Origin of the sequence: Pseudoalteromonas sp. TB64 (assembly GCF_000498095.1) — a bacterium.
Classification (GTDB): Bacteria; Pseudomonadota; Gammaproteobacteria; order Enterobacterales; family Alteromonadaceae; genus Pseudoalteromonas.
Genome location: NZ_AUTQ01000230.1, coordinates 64,875 through 81,845 on the forward strand (window position 1 = coordinate 64,875; position 16,971 = coordinate 81,845).

Here is a 16,971-nt window from a genome sequence, read left to right on the forward strand (position 1 = left end):
TACCAAGCATGCGTTGTATTTGAACCATTGTTTTATCTATTTATACCCATTGATGTAAGAACGTAGGATAACGCAGAGGAGGTCAGTGAGATCGCTAGAACAAATACTAACATTTAAAGTTGAACACGCCCTTATACCACTATAAATATCGAGGAAAGCTTCTATGTACTATATTCAAAGCATACCACTGACTATGTTAATGCAAAGGAGTGTATGCATCGTTATGTTATATAAAAAGCTAAATACAAATATTCTGTCATAAATTTAATCTTAAAATGGGTAATCTTGAATTAAATTATACTTAATCATTACTCTAGTATTTTCAACAACGTAAATACGCATAATTAACATTCTTTGTTTAGAGTTTAGAGTTGAAATTTTGATTTGCATTTTGCAAATCAAAATAACCTGTATTTAAATGCAATCAGACCCAGTTGATTTAAGTCATTGTATTTATGAGGAATTATTGTTTGGCACAGTCTTCGCATTATATAAAGTGAGCATAAGCTCTTCTAATATTAAAGGTGAAGATGATGAAAACAACCAAACATAACTTAAACAGCAAAAAGCAAAAAGGTTTTGTACTTACTTCAGAGCTAATCATTCTTTCTACTTCTATGGTAGCTGCGCTTGTAATTGGTTTATCAACATTACGTGACTCAGTAACAAGTGAACTTGAAGATGTAGCTGAAGCAATTGGTTCACTTGACCAAAGCTACGTATTTGACGGAATGATTAATGCCGAAGGTACAGCTGAAGTATCTGGTTCAGGTTTTGTAGACTCTGTTGATGTGTATGCTGGCGATGAAAGCTCATTCACCTTTGTTACATCTGACTTTAGTGAAAATGCTGCGCTTATTAGTGCAACTCCAAGTGGTGATGCAGCAACTCGTACAGCAGCAGGCGGCTCACAAGGTAACTAATATTGAATATCAGGCTTAAGGCTCACTGCCACAAACGTGTGGCAGTGAAAGTTTGTCAGGAGGAACACCATGAAAAGTAAAAGTAACAAAGGCGCAACTACAGCGGCTCTCACATTACTCATCACTTCTGGCATGCTAGCTTCTGCTTTGGGTATTAGACAAGTAAATGATGAAAACAACATAACAGCTTGGGTCGTTAATAAAAACATGTCGGTTGGACAAACAATAACTGTGCATGATGTTGCGCAAAAAAGTATTGACCCAAGTAGCTATCCAAATATGTCACTGAGTATACAAAACCCTCGGGCAATGATTGGTCAAAAATTAGCAACTAATAAAATGTTAGAACAACCGCTATTTAACACCGATTTTATACGTGCTAAAAGCCAGAATCTATCAGAAGCAATACCAGCAGGTCGCGTTTTATACACTTTAAAGTTAAACAGTTTAGATATTCCGCTATCTCGTGTTCACAAAGGGGACCGTTTAGACATAGTCGCTAAAACAAATCGTTTAGTTAAAACGGTTGCTCACAATGTACAGCTAATTGGTGTATCGAAAGACGCTAAATCAAAAGCTGGTAAGGGTGGAGTTATGGATAACCTATCAAAAGAGTCATCATCTAACGGTAGCGTATCACTTGTTTTGGCTGTTTTACCAAAAGATGTGTATTCGTTAGCTGGTATAAACTCTGATGACAAAGTATCAATAATAGTACATAGCGCTTATGACATTGAACAAGGTCGTTTGCAAAATTTCTCTCGCTTACAAACCAGCCGTACAATTGAGGTGGTTAAGGGCGTTAAAAACGAAGCTGTTTATGTAGCTAAGTGAGTCATTATGTTTAACTTATCAAGCAAGCGTGAAGAAGTTCAAACAAATATAAGTACCTTCGAAGAGCTTAAAAAGCTACTGCACGATGCAGTAATTGAAGAATATGAGCATGATCCCTCCGCTCTTTTATCAGACAATGTCATTGAAAAAATCGCGGTTTTATGTACGGAAATCCCCCAGTTTGAACAGCTTTCATTCAATCAACATCAGCAAGATCAAGTTGTACAGGCCGTGTATGACGAAATTCAAGGCTTAGGACCTATTGCGCAATTTATGCTTGATGACCAGGTTAGCGATATTCTAATAAATGACACGCAAAGTATCTGGATTGATAAACAAGGTAAATTGTTGTGTACAGCAAGTAAATTTGATGATGAGCGCCATTTACGTCGCTTTGTTGACCGTTTACTTGATGGTTGTGGACGCCAAGTAAATGCACTCATGCCTATTGTTGACGGAAAACTAAAAGACGGCAGTCGCGTACATATAGTTGTTCCACCTGCCTGTACGAGTGCTGCAATAGTATCTATTAGAAAATTTAATCATAAAAAAATAAATGAAGATTTTTTGATAACTAATAATTTTCTAAGTAAAAATATTTTATCATTTTTACAAAGCGCCGTTAAAACAGGCGTTAATATTTTAGTATGTGGTAACGCGGGAGCGGGTAAAACATCATTGCTAAACGTACTCGCAAATTCAATTAATTCAAACGAACGAGTTGTGACAATTGAAGAAAGTGCAGAGCTTAATTTACATCATAATCATGTTGTACAACTAGAAGCACACGATACTAACAGCGATGGTAAAGGAGCTGTAAATCTAAGAGATCTGGTTAAGGCCGCACTAAGAATGCGCGCAGATAGAATACTAGTAGGTGAAGTACGCTCAGGTGAAGTAATCGATATGCTACAAGCAATGAATTGTGGTCATCAAGGCTCTATGACTACCATACATGCTAACAGCGCTGTTGATGCAGTTACCCGTTTATCGACATTGGTTCAGCTACATAATGCACAACTTAGTGATACCCATACAAGTTCACTTATAGCATCAACTATACAGCTCATTGTTCATGTTTCTCGTTCTACCGATGGAAAGCGCACACTAAAAAGTATTGGTGAAATTAAGCGAGTTAATGGCGGTGCACTTTTTAGTCCTTTGTATAGTATTAATAATTCAGAACCAGTCGATGCACAATTGATTGATAACTCTACTGTTATTGAGTTCATGAAAACCCAAGGTGCAAACTCAGAAAAGTTAAAAGCATTGTTGCTAACAAAAACGGAGGCTAACAATGACTAAACTTGATTATTTATTAGCAATTGCCACCGTAATCACTTTTACACTTGCTGCGAGCGTATTTATTACTTTATACGTAAAAAAAAATGCTAGTTTAAACATAAAAAAAATCGATATTTTAGAAGAAAAAGACGTACTAACGCTTTCATTAAGAGTTCTAGGATTAAACATAAGTAATGCCTGGTTTATTAGCATGGCATTTTCTTTATCGAGTAGCTCATGGTTCATTGCCAAGCTTTATTATCCTCAAGCATCAACAAGTGCATTTATAGTTTCGATAGTTGTTTTTATTACATGTTTTATTACGGTAATAGATATTGCACATTATAAATTAGCAAAATTTGAATATCAGTTTTTAGAATATATAGAAACTATACAGTCGTGTTTAAGCACCGGGTTATCTTTGCAGCAATCAATGAAATTTGCAGATGAACATGCAGACCGCTATATAAAAAAACAGAGTACTTTATTATTACAACGTATGAGTATGGGCAGTGATGCCGAGACATCATTTACACCGTTAATAGAGAGATATAACTGTGAAACAGTTAGATTATTTGCACATAGTGTAATTACGCATACCCAAAGCCAATGCGACTTAACAGATATGCTAAAAAGTGTATGTAAAATGATGGCTTTAAGAACTCTAGAACGACAACAGCTTGAAGCAAAACTGTCTGGTACTAAGTATGCCGCCGTGTTTAGCGGTGTACTACCATACGCACTTATCCCTTTATTTAGTTACACAGATCCAACTTGGTTCGATCCTTTATTAAATGACCCTAACGGTATTGCATTTATAACCGTTGCTTTAATTTGTCAGCTATTTGGTTTTTTATGGTTAAGACTTAGTTTAAGGGTAACACTATGATTGATATATTTTTACTTGTTGGACTTTTAGTAAGTATGGGTTCGTTTATACATATTCAAAGACAATCTTTAAAAGTTGAGCTTGAGCAACCTGGTACAAAAAATATTAATTGGTACCCATTAATAGTTATATCAAAACGCCAATTAAGACAGGCTGGTATTCAGATTAACAAAATTGTTCTAAGCCTATATTGTTTTAAAGTTGCAGCCACTTTTTGTGCTTTTACAGCTATAGAGTTATCAGGCTATGACGTAAGCCGAACATTAACATTATTACTTTGTTTTATTAGTTTTTTCGCACCTGAGTTTTGGTTTTTTGTACGCAAAAATCAACGTAAAACCATCATAAATAATAGCTTAGAGTTTTTTTTACGCGTGTTACTGGTTTATATGCGTGCTGGGTTTTCGTTAGAACGTTCATTTGCTCTGGCGGTTGATCATGGGCTAAGTCAAAAACACCCATTATATAAAGAGCTAAAGTTATTTTTATTCGAACTAAGTGCAGGTAAAGATCGAGAGTTTGCATTTACTTCTCTTTATGAAAGAACGGGTGTAATTGGTATAAAAAAACTAGCTAACTTAATGTTAATTGGATCTAAATTAGGCACTCCTCTAATTCAAGCTGTAGAAGCTCAGTTAGAAAGCTTAGCGTTAAAAAAGAATATTTTATTAGCTAAAAAAGTAAATAAAAAAGCCATGCACACAACCTTTCCAATCATATTAATTTGTTTTCCGATGTTTTTGGTTTTAGTGTTTTTTCCCGCAGCATTGCAAGTGATGAATGTACTTAAAATGCTTGTAGAAGTTTTATAGGAGCGTGTAATGAAAAAATATTATCAACAAGGTTTCATTCTCACAATTGAGCTTATTCTAATAATTACAATATTAATCATCGGCTCTATCGGCGGTGTTATTTTAGTTAGAGATGCACTTATTAAACGCCACCAAGTTAAAGTAGATAATCAGATTACCGTAGTCGATGCAAACAATAAAAGGCTAGGTATTGCTATCGGTTTTGATGAACACCAAGCACCACTCGTTTTTTATACTGACCGTGAAGCAAATAACACATACCGCGCATTAATTGGAATACGGGACGACCGTTTTACCTCACGTGAAGCCGTATATTACGATGCCCCAAATTGCCAAGGTAATCCATGTTTAAAAGGATTAAGTGACGAAGCAACAGACAGTCAAGGCGTTAGTAAGCTAAATAATACCGGTAATGTAAGTTATATAAATGCTCTACAACAGGGACCTAATTACGCAATAGGGCAGTTGGGTAATTCAGTAATAGGACAGCTATTAAAAAGCACAGCGCAAGCATGCCCAGCAAGTGGAGATGAAATTGTATCGCGCTATATGTCGCAAAAAGTTGTTACCGGATCACCATGTGAAAGTTTTGCTATAGACAAACAGCTTGCCGATAGTAGTTGTTTCGTTGGCGCTACCGCATTAGGAGACCCATTACTGGGCACAAGTGATGAGTCACTTTCCCAATCATGTGATAGTTGCCAGACAGGGTATGAACCACAAGGCGACATACTTGATTTATATTTACCAAGTGTAGAGCCATTACTAAATACAGCGCTTAATGCATTATCACTTGTGGGAGTTGGTACTAATGTTGATATAGATCTTGGCACTATTTGCTGCCCCGAAGGTACAAATCTAGAAGAGGATGAAAATATAGTAGAAACACTGGTTTTTACTATTTTAAAAACAACATTTGAATTAGCAGGAATCGACTTAGCAAATAATATAGTTATTACAGAAACACTAAGTTTGATAGGTATAGAACCAGGTGTTACGTACTGCACAACAACACTAAATTTAGTTTCTGCACAGCAAGTAATTAATATAGCCACTAACGAACCGGCATTGAATAACTTAACACCTCCATTTAGCGTTTTATTGCCAACTCATCGTGGTCAAAACAGCACTACTTGGATACATACCCCACCTACCGGGGAAGGAGCACGTCAATGAACGCCTCAAATATAGTTGAAAACCAAGCTTACTTTCCTGATGAGCAAGCTAAAGAAACCGCTAAAGATATAAAAGAAACACTCACATTACTAGAGCAATTTTACGACGTGCCTATTGTTAAGTTTACTGATTTTAGTAACCAGTTGTCTGAAAAAATTATTACTTGTGACGACTCAATTGTTATTGAGAACGAACTAACCCAATATCAACAGCGTTGTACTGAAGAAAAACTTTATTTATACGAAGATACATTTTTTGATGGTGTATTTAATAATGACAATAATAGAATCCGTTTTTATGCTCAGTTCCCAATATATAGCAATAATAATACTTTAATGGGTTTATTAATAATCGCCAGTTTAGCGCCAAAAAGCTTAGCTGGTTCTCAAAAAGACCAATTTATTTCCTTTGCTCAGTTACTGCAAACACAGATTAATAAAAGTGCCAAGCCAAGCCAAGAGACTCAATCGTCAAAGCAAAACAGTAGCAAACGTAAAAACTATATTCATATCTTTAGTTTGGCACCTGTGTCGTTTTTAATTGCATTAGTTTTATGTGCGTTTACAGCTGTACTGCTTTATAGCCTTGAGAAAAAAGAATTACAAAATGAATATAATCAACAAACCCAGCAATTACGAGAGACCTTATTTAATGCGTTAGAGCGCTTTGATAACCAAGGGTTATACATATCTCAAAAAGATTTAATAGTTGCTGGTTTTTTACAAAGTCAGAGCAGCTACACAAAAGAGCAACTTAATAACTTAGTGCAATCACAAGCAGTTGGGAATCTAACATATAAAGGGTACGTTGTTTTTGACTCTGAGTATAACCAACTTGCATTTTGGTCAAAAAACAACTTCAATCTAGCTGCTTATGGATTTAAAAATTGGTTAAGTAAATTCAATAATAGATCAAATAAAAAAACAGTTGAAGTTTTTACAGTTGCAGATACAGCGTTTTTAGTGTCAGAAATAAAAATAAATAATAGATCAATTTATACTATAACTGCATTTGATTTAAGTAAGTTTTTAAAATCTATAATCGGTAAATTAAATACACAAAATTATGATATTTATATTTCTACACCACAGTTTACTTTAGGTAAACAAGGTGAGGTTAGCCCTCGTGTTATTACCCATAGTATAAGCGCATTGAGTAATCGTTTTCCGCCAACATGGCGATTACATGTTCAACCAATTAAAAAAATCACACCCCCAATTACTACAAAATATAGTTTATTTAGACTTGGATTTATTACATTTTTAGTATTTATTTCAGTATATTATTTTTTACGATTACCAAGGCGTTTACATGATGAGCTTAAACAAAAGAACCAATTAATACTTAATCGAGAAAAGTTGTTTTCAAGTTCTATTAATGCATTACCTCATGGTTTTGCCATTTTTAATAGTAATGAACAACCTGTTATTACAAATGATGCATTTAACCAATTGTTTTCAAAAATACACAAGCAGAACAATCAATTATCTTATACAAAGTTAATAAGTATCGCTCAACAACATAATATTATTAACCATTATCATGAGCATAATAAATTAGATAATGAACATAACCAGCTAATAGACATTGGATTTACTGATGGGAAATGGATTACTGTACTTCAAAGACATACTAATTTTGGGGGCTTCGTATGCTATTTTCGTGATGATACAGAAGCACATCAAAAAGAGACTTTACTTGCTGATGTACTTAAAAAGTCGAAAGAATCTAATCAGTTAAAAGAAAAATTTGTAACTAGATTAAGCCAGCAATTAAAGGCTCCACTTACATCTCTGAAATCAATAATAGAGGTTTCAAAAAAGCCTATGAGTTCAGCTGATTTATCTAAGTATATAAGTAATATATCAATAGTAAGTGAGCAATTAGAGTGTGTTATACAACAACTTATTAATATTAATAAATCAAAAAAATGGAAATTAAAACTAAAAGTAAAACCGATTAATTTAAATAAAATACTAAACAATATATCAACAATTTTAAATAAAGATGTAATAAATAAAAATGTATTAATTAATAACAATATTAATGATGATATTTCTATAATTAGTGATGAAAAATTAATATCACAATTGATTCTTCAGCTTTCATCAGAGTTTATAGGAAACTCTTATAAATCAAAACTTACTATAAATACGGAAGTTACCAAGCAAGATAAAAAAGACTTTTTAAATATACATTTTTCAATAGATAACTTAGCAAACAGTAATGATTTTTACGAACAGTTAAGAGAAGTTGTGACTAACGACACATTAAATAGTAATGATGACATTGATAGCTCATTAGAGATTAAGTTTTTTATATCGGTATTTAAAATGTTAGGTGGGCAAAAATTAGATATTAATGAACGTAATAAAACGACAACAATATCACTTTGCTTATTGATTAGTGTAACTAAACAACCGCTGTTAGAAGCGCTTAGTCCTATTGTTAGTGATGAAATTCCCGTAAAGCAAAATGTTGAAACAGCAAAAACGTTACTGTTAGTTGATGACGAACCGTTAGTTGAAATTGTTATTAAAGCCATGCTTAAAAATGAAAATATAATTATAGATTATGCATGTAACGCAATTGAGGCGATGTTGTTGGTTTCCCAGAATAACTACGACATAATTTTAATGGATATTGTTATGCCAGAGTTATCCGGAACAGATGCAATGTTAAAGATAAAAAAACATGTAGATTCAGGAACAAAAATAATAGCGCATACATCAAATTTAGATACAGATTCTAAATATGTAAAACTTGGGTTCGACGATACACTATTAAAACCAGTTAAACAGGCTGTATTAATAGAGAAAATAGGGCGCTTTTTACAATAAAAATGTGACTAAAATAGTGAACAATTCAATACCATTCTCAAAATGATTTGCTTTTTGATTTGTATTTTGCGAATTCAATAAATGAAAACAGAATGAAATTGATATCGCATTGATACTTAATGATAAATAATTGGTCTTATAATTGCTCTTGTACTATAAGAAGTAAATAACTAATACTTTAGTTAGGTAGCTTTTATTAAATGAAATGGTATTAATTTTTATTTAATAAAACACCTCAACTAATTTTATCTAAACATCTGGAGTAATTACTATCTCAGCTATCAAGCAATCAAAAAGTATAATTAAAAATTCGCCTGTGCTAGTTAATCCTGTATGCATGTCATCAGAAAAAAACGTTATAGACATAGCAAAATCAAAATCGATTGAAATCAGCTCTTTAAACGTAGTACCAATAAATCTGAAACAAAAAAAATCTAACCACATACTTTTAGTTGATGACGATCCACTTGTTGAAGTTGTAATAAAAGCGATGCTAGAAGAAGAAAAGTTCACAATTGACTATGCATCCAGTGGCATAGAAGCGCTTATTATGGTCTCTCAAAATGACTACAATATTATTTTAATGGATATAGTTATGCCAGAGCTTTGTGGAATTGAAGCAATGAAAAAAATAAAAACTCATACAGAAAACACATCAATAAAAATTGTTGCACATACATTAAATGAAAGTGCGAAAAATGATGTTGAATATAAACAACTAGGTTTTGATGGATTTATTTTAAAGCCTGCAAATAAAAATGTTTTAATTGAAAATATAAAATATTTATTAGAGTGATTAGCACCGTAAAGTAGGGTGGTTGTAACCCTTAAATATAATATATTAAAACTATAAAACACTAAGCTAGAGCTTAGTGTTTTATTTTTGACTTATAGTTAGCTCTAAATATTTTAAATGACCATACCAACCTCCAAATCCAGCTTAGTCGTTATTATTAAAAAATAACTAATATAATATCCAACCCATATTTAAATTATTCCATAAACTTTTAAAGCGAAAAATTGAAATAATAATTAGCTGTTATTTTGTAATTATTTCAAAGATAAAGATCTTTTTTCACACTTTGTTATAGCTAATTGATGGAACTGTCTATTTTTTTCAAACTAAAATGATTTACTTATATTTTATTTTTCCTTAGAACCCTTATATAGCAAGGCTTAAAAGGTTTAAGTATTCTGATAACTAGAAAACATACTTTGTATTAGTGTTGGGATGATTTTTGCTGTACTAAATAACATTCCGTTTTATATCATTAATTCTATTTGAAATTAACGAGGCATTAGTATGAACAAAACACAGTACGTAACAGTTGAAGGTCATCAGATTGCTTACCAAGATTCGGGTGAAGGCACGCCTTTATTATTGATACATGGTATACCTACAAACAAATTATTATGGCGAAATATAACACCAAAGCTTTCATCAAAACATCGTGTAATTGCTCCTGATTTACTAAATTTTGGCGAATCAGATATGCCAGACAATACTGATGTATCTATAAATGCTCAATGTAGAATAATGTGTAAGTTTTTAGATGCACTTGGTATTTCAAAAGCTAACATTGCAGCACACGATATTGGTGGTGGTGTTGCCCAATTAATGGCTGTAAATTACCCTGAAAAAGTAAACGGACTAATTTTAATTGACAGTGTATGTTTTGATTCATGGCCTATACCAGAATTTGAACCTTTACTCGAACCAGGTGTAGAAGAAAAAACGAGTGTGAAAGAGTTTGTTGATACGTTAAGAGATTTCATGCCTAAAGGCGTATTTGACTCAAACGTAATGACAGAAGAATTAATGAAAATGTATTTAACACCATGGAGTAACGAGAAAGGAAAAGCTGCATTATTTAATAATATGCGCAGACTTAATAAGGAATATACCGAAGCTATTACCGGCGACCTTAAAAGCTTACCTCATGAAACACTCATAATATGGGGTAAAGAAGATCAGTTTCAAAAGCCAAAGTACGCTCCAATGTTAGAAGAAGCTATTCCAAATTCATCACTGATCTGGTTAGACAAAGCAGCTCATTGGGTTGTTGATGAGCAACCTGAAAAAGTAGCTGAGCTTATTAGTGAGTTCATGAGTGATAAAATATTCTAGCGTTTGATATTGTAATTAAAATAGAATTAATTCAGTAGCTTAAGTTCGCTAGGGTAATGATTACTAGCTAATTATTATTTATACCGTTTGGTCATATTAATAACTAAGCGGTATATTTAAACGGTATTTAAATATTAAAACAGTAATATAGTATAAAACAGCGAACAATAAATTTTAGGTTAAGTAGGATATTGCTCATTAAATAGCCTAAATGACGCGTATCTACGTTAACTAATGAAGGTGAGTAACTTGGTTGTGTAATTATTTATGCTATTTAACATAATATAAATTATAGGAAGTAACTGTATATAAAGAAAGAGCGCTTTATTGCGCCCTTACTATGTCCAATACTAGACGGTATCGGACATTAAGTTATTTTATTACTATAACGTAATTTATCAATCTGATTAGTTTATTAATCAATACTTAGTAAACGTTCTGCTGTGTACTCATTAGTAATTAAACCACTAATCATATTTGATCTAACAGCACCTAAAATTGCCAATACTTTTTCTTCACCAGCAGCAATTGCATATATCTGCTTATTTGCATTTGTTTTTAATGGCGTACTAGCAACTCGTTGATTAACGTTACAATCTAATAAGTTACCGTTTTTATCAAATACCCAACTAATCATTTCACCAACAGCACCAAGATCTTGTAACTCCTTAAGTTCTTGAGCATCAACAAAGCCATCTATATGTAACGGCGACTTTTCGCCTAAGCTACCAATACCAACAAATGTTACATCTGCATCTTTAGCAAGTTTCAGATTACCGGTAATATTTTGCTGCGCATGTAATTGGTTTTTTTCTTCAACGCTTCTTGGTAATACTGGTAATGGCATTGGGTAATGTTTTGCATTAGTGTGCTCGGCCATTCTTACAACAACATCGTATGGTGAAGCCGATCCATCAAGTGCCATGTTACCAAGCATCGCTACAATTTTATGTTGCGGACAATCAACTGTTATTAACTCATCAACGCACGCACGTAAAACTCGACCGGTGCCCATAGCAAGTACTTTGGGTTGTTCTGATTTTAAATGCCTTTCTATTTCTGCAGCGCCAGCTTGGGCTAAACCTAATGTAGATGCCGGCTCAGATGGATCGCTAGGTACAACTTCGCAAGAATCTAATCCAAAACGACTTTTTAACTTTTCAGCTAAATCCATACATTTGGCAATTGGGTGATCTAACCTAACTTTAATTAGACCTTGGCTAACTGATAATGCGACCATTCTTTGTGCAGATTGACGCGATATGTTTAGCTTTTTAGCTATTTCATCTTGTGTCTTACCGCCAACATAATACAACCACCCTGCTCTGGCCGCATCGTCTAGCTTTCTGATCTCTGTGTTCGATAGCTTTACCACGTAAACCTCTTAAAATAGAAGGAAAACTAAGTCCTTATTTTCATTACATAATTTTAATTATATGCGTTGCTATATAAATTATTTTACTAATATTTTGATATACAATTATGAATAACATGATTGTTGTTTATTAACGTAAATATACCATTCATTAGTAAAAAATACCTAAGTTTCATAGGATTATGTAATTAGAATTTGATTAATATCATCCTTATAATTATCTACAAGGATGATATTAAACACCACAAATACGTGCTTTAGCGTATTGTTAAACCGTCTTTATCAAACTTTAATATTTTATCAGTCGGTGCACTAAGAAATATACTGTCGCCATATTTTAATGGGCAATCTCCATCAGCTTTTACTGTTACGGTCCCTTTGCCTTCAATGTTTATATGTAAAAAACTTTCTGATCCTAAATGCTCAATTACACCTACAGTACCAGTCCAAGTTCCTTGCTCAGTTGATAGTGTTAAATGCTCTGGACGTATACCAATACAGCTAACATTAGCGTTTTCATTTTGCGGTGCATCTATAAAATTCATTTTTGGTGAGCCAATAAAACCGGCTACAAATTTATTTACAGGCTTTTTGTAAAGCTCTAAAGGTGTACCCACTTGCTCAATAATACCGGCATTGAATACAGCAATTCTATCTGCCATTGTCATTGCTTCAACCTGATCGTGTGTAACATAAATCATTGTTGTAGCTAAACTTTTATGTAGTTCTGATATTTCTAGGCGCATATTTACACGCAATGATGCATCAAGGTTTGAAAGTGGCTCATCAAACAAAAAAGCCGAAGGCTGACGTACAATTGCGCGCCCTATTGCTACGCGCTGACGCTGACCACCCGATAATTGCCCAGGTTTACGGTCTAAATAATCAGTTAAATTTAGAATTTTAGCCGCATTAGCAATTTTACTTTCGATTTCTGCAGGGCTTACTTTTGCTCTTTTTAAAGGAAAAGCAATATTGTTTCGTACAGTCATATGCGGATATAACGCATAGGATTGAAACACCATTGCTAAGCCTCTTTTTGCTGGCGGTGTTTTAGTTGCATCTACGCCATCTATTTCTATATTGCCACTGGTTGTATCTTCAAGCCCTGCAATCATACGTAATAATGTTGATTTACCACAGCCCGACGGACCTACAAAAACAATGAACTCACCATCTTTTATTTCTAGATCGAGTGGTTTAATTACGTTTACTTCATCAAAGTTTTTAGTTACTTGTTTTAGTGTGATGCTGCCCATGTGTATTCTCCTATTTTACTGCGCCGAAACTTAATCCACGCACTAATTGTTTTTGACTAAACCAACCAAGTATTAAAATTGGCACAATGGCCATGGCAGATGCTGCCGATAACTTAGCGTAAAATAACCCCTCAGGGCTTGAGTAACTGGCAATAAATGCCGTTAAAGGTGCAGCATTTGCAGCGGTTAAAATAAGTGTCCAAAACGCTTCATTCCACGACAAAATAACATTGAGTAATAGCGTTGAGGCTATACCAGGTAAGGCTATTGGCAATAAAACATGAAATATTTCTTCACCAATTGTTGCACCATCCATACGAGAAGCTTCAAGTATTTCGTTTGGTATTTCTCTAAAATAGGTGTAAAGCATCCATACCATTATTGGTAAATTAATTAGTGTCATTACAATCACTAAACCTAACTTTGTATCAAGTAACGCAAAGTCACGAAACAATAAATAAATAGGAATAAGTACGCCTACTGGCGGTAACATTTTGGTTGAAAGCATCCACATTAATAAATGCTTTGTTTTTTTAGTTTGTACAAAAGCCATAGACCATGCAGCAGGTACCGCAATTAATAACCCCAGTAAACTTGAACCTAGCGATATAACCACAGAGTTCCAAAAATGGGTAAAGTAAGGCGAACGCGACAGTACATCGCGGTAATTTTCGAGCGTCCAATCAAACGCATATAAGCTTGGGCTTGCTGAAATGGCTTCAGCTTCCGTTTTAAAGCTGGTGATTAACGTCCATAAAATTGGAAAGAAAATCATGCCGCTTATTGTCCATGCTGCAATGGTATAAATTAGTTTGGAACGACGGCTATCTTTTATAGTCATAATTAACCCTCCAAGTTTTTGCCAATTAAGCGCATTAAAAATATAGCGACTATATTTGCAATAATAACTGCAACTATGCCCCCTGCCGAACCGCCACCTACATCAAATTGAAGTAGTGATTGCGTGTAAATTAAGTACGTTATATTGGTTGATGAATAACCAGGACCACCGCTAGTTGTTACTAATATTTCGGCAAAAATTGACAATAAAAATATAGTTTCGATTAAAATTACAGCGGTTACCGCACGTGATAAATGCGGTAAAACGATGTAGAAGAACTTGCTAAATGGACCTGCACCATCTAAATCAGCAGCTTCTAATTGCTCACGGTCTAAAGATTGTATAGCTGTGAGTAGTATTAATGCTGCAAACGGTAACCACTGCCAAGACACAATAATGATGATTGATAATAACGGTATTTGAGCAAAAAAGTCGATAGGTTCAAAGCCAAGCCAAATCGCAAAGTGTGCAAATAAGCCATTAACTGGGTTCATTAGCATGTTTTTCCATACCAATGCCGACACAGTTGGCATTACAAAAAATGGAGCTAATACCATAATGCGAACATAATTTCGTCCCCATATTGCTTGGTCAAGTAAAATGGCTAAGCCAATACCACCGCAAATGGTGATAAGTAAAACCCCAGTTACTAGGTAAAGCGTATTAAAAAATGATTCAAAAAATGCTGGATCTGTTAGAAAAAATTCATAGTTTAGAAAACCTACAAATTCTTTTTCTCCTGGTACTAATAAATTGTAATCAATAAATGAAAAATACAATGTCATGCACAGAGGAACTATCATCCAAGCAAGTAATAAAATTACACTAGGAAGTAGCATAAGCCGTGCAAGCGTACGCGAGTTAGTTGTTGCCATATGTAGACCTTAAAAAAGCCAATTCTATTTACTCTTTAACTATCGAGTGAAAATCAGAAACCCTTGATAGTCTTTATAACTAACAAGTAAATAGAATTGACATAAAATATTGGGTAAGTTTGAGTACTTACCCGCCCATTACATGCTATTTAGGATAGCGAGCTTTACGCATTGTTCGCTCAACGAGGTGTTGAGATGTACTAAGCGCTTGTTTTACGGTCATTTGGCCTGTTAATGCAGCTGAAAATTGTTGACCAACAGCGGTGCCGATTCCTTGAAACTCAGGAATAGCGACAAACTGAATACCTACATAAGGCACCGGTTTAACCGTTGGATTTTTAGGGTCAGCAGATTGGATAGAATCTAAAGTAATTTGCGCAAACGGTGCTGCGTCCATGTACTTTTGATTGTTGTATAGTGATTTACGTGTACCTGGTGGTACTTTTGCCCAGCCTTTTTTGTCGGCTACAAGTTGCGTGTATTCTTTAGATGTTGCCCAGCTAATAAACTTCATCGCTGCATCTGGTTTTTTGCTGCTTGCCGGTACGGCTAAAGTCCAAGACCATAACCAATTACCGCGTTTACCTAAGCCATTATCTGGCGCAAGGGCAAATCCTACTTTATCGGCAACTTCAGAGTCTTTTTTGTTAGTAACAAATGCGCCAGCAACGGTAGCATCAATCCAAATACCACATTTTCCGGTTTGGAATAAAGCAAGGTTTTCGTTAAACCCGTTTGCAGATGAACCAGCAGGTCCCGACTCTTTCATTACATCTACATAGTACTGTAATGTATTTTCCCACTCTGGGGTATTGAACTGAGGTTTCCAATTTTCATCAAACCAACGAGCTCCGAACGAATTAGCCATTGATGTAATAAGCGCAACATTTTCACCCCAACCGGCTTTACCGCGTAAACAAAGACCATAAACACCCTCTTTTTTATCGGTCATGGCTTTGGCGGCTTTACGTATAAAGTCCCACGTTGGTGCTTTAGGCATAGTTAGCCCTGCTTTTTCCATTAAATCAGTGCGGTACATAACCATTGAACTTTCACCATAAAATGGTGCAGCATAAAGCTTGTCGTTAATAGTTAAACCACTTCGGATTGCAGGTATTAAATCGTCTAAATCGTAGTTTTCGCCTAAATTATCCAGCTCTTTTAGCCAATTTTGCTTGCCCCAAATAGGTACTTCATAAGTACCTATGGTCATTACATCGTATTGGCCGCCTTTTGTTGCTACATCGGTAGTGACACGTTGGCGAAGAATGTTTTCTTCTAGCGTTACCCATTTTAGGTCTATGTCAGGGTTTTGGCGGGTAAAGTCACTGCTTAGCTCTTTCATGGTGATCATGTCACCATTATTTACAGTGGCTATTGTAATTGTTTCTTTTGCAGCAGCACCCATGCTTATAAAGCCACACGCGAGCATAATTAATTTATTTTTCATCGGGTATTCCCCATATTCAAAGTTAATGTCTCATTAAATACCGTTAAATTAGCCTTTATTTTTATCGCAGTTTTAATCAATTAGACTGCTATCAAACTACCTTTTAAGTACAGGTAAATGGCTAAATAAAGAGGCCGAACTAGCCGGCTGATATCTTAAAATTTAACAGAAATTTCAGAAGTAAAACCATCAAATCCTTTACCGATTTGACCGCCCGAATTAACACCTTCTTCTTGATTAACATACTCAACTTTTAAAAGCGTTTTATCGTTAAACCAGTAACCA

Annotated in this window: 14 protein-coding genes; 9 read left to right on the forward strand and 5 right to left on the reverse strand. The window is 34.4% G+C overall.

From position 1 onward, the window contains the following. Positions 1 to 533: 533 nt before the first annotated feature. The 9 genes from L647_RS0119590 (at position 534) to L647_RS0119630 (ending at position 10,886) form a co-directional block, all read left to right on the forward strand. Positions 534 to 923, forward strand: a complete 390-nt coding sequence (locus L647_RS0119590) for a hypothetical protein (protein ID WP_024612534.1) — start codon at positions 534 to 536, stop codon at positions 921 to 923. Positions 924 to 992: 69 nt separating this feature from the next. After that, positions 993 to 1,757 carry a hypothetical protein gene (locus L647_RS0119595; RefSeq protein WP_024612535.1) on the forward strand — a complete coding sequence of 255 codons (765 nt, stop codon included), beginning with the start codon at positions 993 to 995 and terminating at the stop codon, positions 1,755 to 1,757. Between the two features lie 6 nt (positions 1,758 to 1,763). Then, complete coding sequence (locus L647_RS0119600) at positions 1,764 to 3,062, forward strand: ATPase, T2SS/T4P/T4SS family (protein ID WP_024612536.1); 1,299 nt, start codon at positions 1,764 to 1,766, stop codon at positions 3,060 to 3,062. After that, positions 3,055 to 3,930, forward strand: a complete 876-nt coding sequence (locus L647_RS0119605) for a type II secretion system F family protein (RefSeq protein WP_024612537.1) — start codon at positions 3,055 to 3,057, stop codon at positions 3,928 to 3,930. The genes L647_RS0119600 and L647_RS0119605 overlap by 8 nt, the downstream gene beginning before the upstream one ends. Next, complete coding sequence (locus tag L647_RS0119610; protein ID WP_024612538.1) at positions 3,927 to 4,742, forward strand: type II secretion system F family protein; 816 nt, start codon at positions 3,927 to 3,929, stop codon at positions 4,740 to 4,742. The genes L647_RS0119605 and L647_RS0119610 overlap by 4 nt, the downstream gene beginning before the upstream one ends. 9 nt (positions 4,743 to 4,751) lie before the next feature. Beyond that, positions 4,752 to 5,918, forward strand: coding sequence for a hypothetical protein (locus L647_RS0119615; RefSeq protein WP_024612539.1), 1,167 nt, complete (start codon positions 4,752 to 4,754; stop codon positions 5,916 to 5,918). Next, a complete protein-coding gene (locus L647_RS1000000126600; protein WP_024612540.1) occupies positions 5,915 to 8,758 on the forward strand; it encodes a response regulator in 2,844 nt (947 codons plus the stop codon). The genes L647_RS0119615 and L647_RS1000000126600 overlap by 4 nt, the downstream gene beginning before the upstream one ends. Before the next feature lie 337 nt (positions 8,759 to 9,095). Beyond that, entirely contained in the window at positions 9,096 to 9,554 is a 459-nt protein-coding gene (locus tag L647_RS0119625; protein ID WP_024612541.1) for a response regulator, read from the forward strand. A gap of 507 nt (positions 9,555 to 10,061) precedes the next feature. After that, on the forward strand, positions 10,062 to 10,886 hold the full coding sequence (locus tag L647_RS0119630) for an alpha/beta hydrolase (RefSeq protein WP_024612542.1): 825 nt from the start codon (positions 10,062 to 10,064) through the stop codon (positions 10,884 to 10,886). A gap of 415 nt (positions 10,887 to 11,301) precedes the next feature. On the opposite strand, the gene L647_RS0119635 is transcribed toward L647_RS0119630, so the two are convergent. The 5 genes from L647_RS0119635 to L647_RS0119655 form a co-directional block, all read right to left on the reverse strand. After that, positions 11,302 to 12,261 (reverse strand): sugar-binding transcriptional regulator, encoded by a 960-nt coding sequence (locus L647_RS0119635; protein ID WP_024612543.1) that lies wholly within the window; start codon positions 12,259 to 12,261, stop codon positions 11,302 to 11,304. Positions 12,262 to 12,518: 257 nt separating this feature from the next. Further along, entirely contained in the window at positions 12,519 to 13,520 is a 1,002-nt protein-coding gene (locus tag L647_RS0119640; RefSeq protein WP_024612544.1) for an ABC transporter ATP-binding protein, read from the reverse strand. A gap of 10 nt (positions 13,521 to 13,530) precedes the next feature. Continuing rightward, on the reverse strand, positions 13,531 to 14,361 hold the full coding sequence (locus tag L647_RS0119645; RefSeq protein ID WP_024589367.1) for a carbohydrate ABC transporter permease: 831 nt from the start codon (positions 14,359 to 14,361) through the stop codon (positions 13,531 to 13,533). A 2-nt stretch (positions 14,362 to 14,363) separates the two neighbouring features. Then, on the reverse strand, positions 14,364 to 15,236 hold the full coding sequence (locus tag L647_RS0119650) for a sugar ABC transporter permease (protein ID WP_024612545.1): 873 nt from the start codon (positions 15,234 to 15,236) through the stop codon (positions 14,364 to 14,366). Between the two features lie 145 nt (positions 15,237 to 15,381). Beyond that, positions 15,382 to 16,686 carry a sugar ABC transporter substrate-binding protein gene (locus L647_RS0119655; protein WP_024612546.1) on the reverse strand — a complete coding sequence of 435 codons (1,305 nt, stop codon included), beginning with the start codon at positions 16,684 to 16,686 and terminating at the stop codon, positions 15,382 to 15,384. Positions 16,687 to 16,971: the final 285 nt, after the last annotated feature.

Bases quoted from the DNA above. Each gene is read 5' to 3' on its own strand.
- L647_RS1000000126600 (WP_024612540.1), top strand. From the start codon at position 5,915: ATGAACGCCTCAAATATAGTTGAAAACCAAGCTTACTTTCCTGATGAG.
- L647_RS0119640 (WP_024612544.1), bottom strand. From the start codon at position 13,520: ATGGGCAGCATCACACTAAAACAAGTAACTAAAAACTTTGATGAAGTA.
- L647_RS0119645 (WP_024589367.1), bottom strand. From the start codon at position 14,361: ATGACTATAAAAGATAGCCGTCGTTCCAAACTAATTTATACCATTGCA.
- L647_RS0119610 (WP_024612538.1), top strand. From the start codon at position 3,927: ATGATTGATATATTTTTACTTGTTGGACTTTTAGTAAGTATGGGTTCG.
- L647_RS0119650 (WP_024612545.1), bottom strand. From the start codon at position 15,236: ATGGCAACAACTAACTCGCGTACGCTTGCACGGCTTATGCTACTTCCT.
- L647_RS0119655 (WP_024612546.1), bottom strand. From the start codon at position 16,686: ATGAAAAATAAATTAATTATGCTCGCGTGTGGCTTTATAAGCATGGGT.
- L647_RS0119615 (WP_024612539.1), top strand. From the start codon at position 4,752: ATGAAAAAATATTATCAACAAGGTTTCATTCTCACAATTGAGCTTATT.
- L647_RS0119595 (WP_024612535.1), top strand. From the start codon at position 993: ATGAAAAGTAAAAGTAACAAAGGCGCAACTACAGCGGCTCTCACATTA.
- L647_RS0119600 (WP_024612536.1), top strand. From the start codon at position 1,764: ATGTTTAACTTATCAAGCAAGCGTGAAGAAGTTCAAACAAATATAAGT.
- L647_RS0119605 (WP_024612537.1), top strand. From the start codon at position 3,055: ATGACTAAACTTGATTATTTATTAGCAATTGCCACCGTAATCACTTTT.
- L647_RS0119630 (WP_024612542.1), top strand. From the start codon at position 10,062: ATGAACAAAACACAGTACGTAACAGTTGAAGGTCATCAGATTGCTTAC.
- L647_RS0119625 (WP_024612541.1), top strand. From the start codon at position 9,096: ATGTCATCAGAAAAAAACGTTATAGACATAGCAAAATCAAAATCGATT.
- L647_RS0119590 (WP_024612534.1), top strand. From the start codon at position 534: ATGAAAACAACCAAACATAACTTAAACAGCAAAAAGCAAAAAGGTTTT.